We start from the raw sequence: 4,596 nt of genomic DNA, 5'->3' as shown, positions 1-4,596 counted from the left end.
CGCGGCGCCGGTCCCCCGGCCTCGTCGTCCTGGCGCGCCGAGCGGCTGCCGGGCACGACGCCGGGGACGTCCGCTCCCGACCTGCCCGCCATGACCCCGATCGAGGAGACCATCGCCGACCTGTGGGCCACCGGCACGTCGGGGCATCATCCGATCGCCCACGTACGCGACATGCTGGACGAACGCGGCGTCGTCCCCCTGGGCGCGCTCGACGACGTGCCCGGCGACACGAACGTCCTGGTCGCCGGCGTGGTCACCCACCGGCAGCGCCCCGGCACGGCGGGCGGCGTGATCTTCTTCAACCTGGAGGACGAGACCGGGATGGCCAACGTCATCTGCCGCCCGCAGATCTGGGAGCGCTACCGGACCATGGCGTTCCAGGCCCAGGCGATGGTCGTCCACGCGCGCCTCGAACGCCACGACGGCGCCGCGAACCTCCTCGCCACCCGCCTGCGGCGCCTGCCGGTGACCACGATGACCCGGAGCCGCGACTTCCGCTGAACGATCTGCGGCACCGTCGCGCGAACGCGAAGGTTCCGTTCGGCGGACCAGCGGGGAGAACCCGACTCCTGCCCCCGCGAAGCCCGCTTCACCGTTGGTTGATCACTCGGCTGCCGGAGCATCGCACGTTCCGTTAGCATTCCGTGACGCACCGTGCGGCGACCACGCGTGCGGTGTTCCCTGACCGACTCAGTCCCCGCCTTGAACGGAGAACCCCCCGTGCGAATCACCGACATCCAGCGCTGCGCGGTTCGGCCTGGACGTCTCGTCGAGTGGACGCTCAGTCCGACGACCGTCGCGATGGCATCGGACCTGCCGGAGGACTCCCGGCCGCCGGCGTACATCCAGGAGGCGCACCTGCGGACGGTCCGCTCGGTACGTCAGGACGGTCTGGTCCTGCCCGCCTGGCTCGGCGCGGCGTTCGACCTGCCGGGCAGAGTCGATCTCGACGCACTGGAAGACGCACTGCGGAGCTGGACGCTACGACACGAGACGCTGCGCAGCGGCTTTCGCTGGGTGGGCGACGACATGCGCCGGTTCACGCTCGACGCCGGGGCCGTGGAGCTCCACCGCGAAGTGATCGGGGACTTCCCCGACGCGGCGGAGCTGACCTCCTACCTCCAGGACCGCTTCGACGTCGCGGCGGACGCGCTCGGCTGGCCGAACTACATCTACACGGCGGTCGTCCGGGACGAGTGCACCAGCGTGTACATGGCGTTCGACCACAGCAACGTCGACGCCTACTCCCTCCTGCGCATTCCCGCCGAGATCCTCGAGCTGTACACGGCGAACACCGAGGGCCGCACCACCGAAGCGCCTCCGGTCAGCAGTTACGTCGACTTCTGCGAGGTCGAACGGACCGAGGCGGACAAGATCGACGACGACCACACGACCGTGGCCCGCTGGCGGGAGTTCATCAACCGGTGCGGCGGGCAGCTGCCGAACCTCCCCGTCGAGCTCGGCCTGGGATCCAGCCGTCTGCACGCCCAGAAGCTCATGTGCGAGATGCTCGTGGACGCGGATGCCGCCGCCGCGTTCGAGGCGTACTGCCGGCCCTTCGGCGGCAGCCAGCTCGGCATCCTGGCGGCCACGAGCCTCCTCGTCCACGAGATCGGCGGAGAGCCCGTCTACCGCACGGTCGTGCCGTTCCACACCCGGGTCAAGGACCAGTGGTCGGACTCCGTGGGCTGGTTCGTCGGTGGCGCGCCGATCGAGGTCCCCGTCGCGGAGGGACCTGACTTCCTCACCGTCCTGAAGGTCGTGCGCGCCGAGCTGCGGGCCAACAGGCCGCTTTCGCGCATCCCCCTCGACCGGGTCCTGCGCCTGCTCGGCTCGGACTTCCGCCCGACCTCGCCCGACCTGTACTCATGCGTCTCGTTCCTTGACGCCCGGCAGCTCCCCGGATCCGAGCGTTGGACCGAGCTGAACGCGCACGGGCTGGTCAGGGTGACGCAGGGCGAGAAGGTCTTCGCGTGGATCAACCGGCTCCACGAGGGCCTGTGGTTCACGTGCCGTTACCCGGACACCGACGTGGCCTACAAGAACATGCGGCGGTACGTCGAGGGGCTGCGAGACCTGATCCTCTCGGTGGCGGACTCCTCCCCGGCCCCGCGGAGCGCACGGCTCGGCTGACCGTGGCTTTGCCGGAGCCGGGGATTCCCGCTCCGGGCCACCGGGAACGCACCGCAGGCGGACCGGGAGGTGCGGTATGGCGGTGGAGCCGATCGACGCGGCGGAGCCGGTGGGGGCGCTCCCCGTACCCGCGTGGGAGGAGCTGCTGCGGGAGCACCTCGAGGTCGGCGGTCTGTGGACGCGGGACACCCGCGGGCCGTCGTACGCCCGGCTCCGGCCGTACGGGCCGCGCACCACGACCGGCTTCCCCGTCCACCCGGATCTGGAGGAACGGCTGCTGGAGACCCGGCGCCATCCGGACCCCGTCATCGCCCACACCCTGGCCGCCTGCGCGGCGTACGCCTACGCCGGTGTCGAGACCGTCTCCATGATCATGGCGCGGATGGGCCTGGAGGAGAACCACTGCCGGATGATCGGCACGTCGGTCGACGCGATGTTCGTCCGCTCTACCGCGTTCCTCGTGCAGAGTGCGAGCGGGCGGTCGCGATCCTCTGCTACCGGGGCACACCGCCGACGGACGGCATCGGCTGGATGACCGACGCCGACGTCCGGCCGGAGCGGATGCCGTACCGGTTCGGCGACCCGCGCGCCACGGTGCACGCCGGCTTCTACCGGAACGTACGGGCGACGCGCTATGAGGTCATGGCCGCGTTGAAGCGCGCCTGCCGGGGCCGGTCGGTGCGCGCCCTCCTGCCCGACGAGCCGGACGTCGCGAGCATGGCCGGGCTCGAGGCGCTGTACGTCACCGGTCACAGCCTCGGCGGCGCGATGGCCGCCCTGATGGCGGTCATGCTCCGGCACGAACGCAAGTTCCGGGACGAGGACGACGTGACCGGCCGGCTCCGGGCCGTCTACACGTACGGCCAGCCCATGATCGGAGATCCCCGCTTCGCCGGCGCCTGCGCGGCGGACCCGTTCCTCTCCCGCGAGGTCGTCCGCTACGTCTATGACAACGACGTCGTCCCCCATCTCCCGCCGCGGACCGCCGGGCCGTACCGCCACTTCGGCCGCGAGATCCGGTACGAGGTCCCCCACCTGCGCCACGGCGTGCTGGGCCTGGCGCGGCACCTCGGCCACGCGTACGACGTCCGCCGCGGCGACCTGCGCGAGCACGCCCGCTTCACCGGGCAGGCGGCCACCTTCCTCGGCGGCCTCGGCCTGGCCGCGCTGGCCTTCGCCGGCAGCCGGGTCCGGCCGCTGGGCGCACTGCCCGTGGTGTACTCCTTGGAGGACCACGCGCCACAGCACTACATCGCCGCCCTGACCCCGCCCGGCGTACAGAACGAGTTCGGCGACTGACGCGTCGAGGCAGGCGAGCGGTTCGTTCAAGACCGGTCGCGGCCGGCGCTCGACACTTGCGGCCATGACCGAGAAGACCTTCACTCCCGCGCTGGGCCGTTTCGGCCGCCCTCGTCTCTATGACCCCCTGGTCGCCCTGACACGTGAACGTCTGTGGCGGAGCATGCTCGCCATGCACGTGGCGCCCGGGAACGACGACCTGATCATCGATGTCGGCTGTGGCACGGGATCGCTGGCCGTGCTGTTGCTTCAGATCGAGCCGCATGCTCGGGTGATCGGCATCGATCCGGACCCCGAGATGCTCGCGATCGCCCGGCGCAAGGCCGAGGCCGCGGGCGCCGGCTCGGTGGAATGGCGGGCCGGTACGGGTGACGCCCTGACGGACATCGTGGACGCCGGGGCCGCCGACATCGTCGTGTCCAGCCTCGTCTTCCACCAGTGTCCGGTGGCGATGAAGCAGGCGATTCTCGTCTCGATGCTCCAAGCGCTGCGGCCGGGCGGCAAGCTGGTGATCGCCGACTTCGGGCTGCAGCGCACGCGGCTGATGCGCCTGGCCTTTCGCGTGGTGCAGCTGGCGGACGGCCGGGAGGACACGCGGTTCAACGCCGAGGGAGCCCTGCCGGGGCTCATGTCCGATGTCGGGTTCCTCGACGTGCGGGAGACCGGGACCGTGTCAACGGTCAACGGCTCGATCTCGATCTACACGGCGCGCCGTGGCTGACGGGCGCAACGCCCGGACCACGTCCGCAGGTGTGAGGCCCATCATCCGGCGCATCTCCCGGGTGAGGTGAGCCTGGTCGGCGAAGCCGCCCTCCAGCGCGGCGCCGCTCAGCGGCCGCCCCTCGCGCAACGCCTCGGCCGAGCGGGCCAGGCGCCGCCAACCGCGCCAGCGCGTGAGCGGCATGCCCAGCTGCTGCCGCGCCAGGGCGCGAAGGCGCTGCGGGGAGAGGCCGACCTCGGCGGCGAGCGCGACCATCGAGAGCGGTTCGTCCGTCAGCGTGCGCATCGCGTCCAGCAGCCGTCCGTCGAGTTCGCTCGACGGGCGGCCGCCGGCCCGCCGGACGTCCTCCTCGCGAAGGTCGCGCAGAGCCGGGGCCGGGGTGATGCCGCCGCCGCAGCACAGGCGCAGCCGGTCGGCGAACGCGCAGTGCGGCTCGACGAAGA

The 4,596-nt window shown here is 71.6% G+C and carries 6 protein-coding genes; 5 read left to right on the top strand and 1 reads right to left on the bottom strand.

The features are described 5' to 3' along the window. The 5 genes from ACFFNX_RS42950 to ACFFNX_RS42930 all read left to right on the top strand — a co-directional run. The coding region (locus tag ACFFNX_RS42950) for an OB-fold nucleic acid binding domain-containing protein (RefSeq protein ID WP_378212007.1) at positions 1 to 501 on the top strand (501 nt) is incomplete at its 5' end. 219 nt (positions 502 to 720) lie between these two features. Next, positions 721 to 2,133 (top strand): condensation domain-containing protein, encoded by a 1,413-nt coding sequence (locus tag ACFFNX_RS42945; protein ID WP_378212006.1) that lies wholly within the window; start codon positions 721 to 723, stop codon positions 2,131 to 2,133. Positions 2,134 to 2,209: 76 nt separating this feature from the next. Next, a complete protein-coding gene (locus tag ACFFNX_RS42940) occupies positions 2,210 to 2,668 on the top strand; it encodes a hypothetical protein (RefSeq protein ID WP_378212005.1) in 459 nt (152 codons plus the stop codon). Beyond that, a complete protein-coding gene (locus tag ACFFNX_RS42935; protein WP_378212004.1) occupies positions 2,665 to 3,432 on the top strand; it encodes a lipase family protein in 768 nt (255 codons plus the stop codon). Before ACFFNX_RS42940 ends, ACFFNX_RS42935 begins: the two co-directional genes overlap by 4 nt. 64 nt (positions 3,433 to 3,496) lie before the next feature. Then, a complete protein-coding gene (locus ACFFNX_RS42930; protein WP_378212003.1) occupies positions 3,497 to 4,153 on the top strand; it encodes a class I SAM-dependent methyltransferase in 657 nt (218 codons plus the stop codon). Here the strand turns inward: ACFFNX_RS42930 and ACFFNX_RS42925 are convergent. After that, positions 4,106 to 4,596 (bottom strand): helix-turn-helix domain-containing protein (locus ACFFNX_RS42925; protein WP_378212002.1); only part of this gene is annotated, 491 nt, incomplete at its 5' end. The two genes, ACFFNX_RS42930 and ACFFNX_RS42925, sit on opposite strands and share 48 nt — an antisense overlap.

Origin of the sequence: Actinoallomurus acaciae, assembly GCF_042429965.1 — a bacterium.
GTDB classification, from domain to species: domain Bacteria; phylum Actinomycetota; class Actinomycetes; order Streptosporangiales; family Streptosporangiaceae; genus Actinoallomurus; species Actinoallomurus acaciae.
Note: the sequence above shows the minus strand (reverse complement) of the source record. Positions and strands in the feature narration are given on the sequence as shown.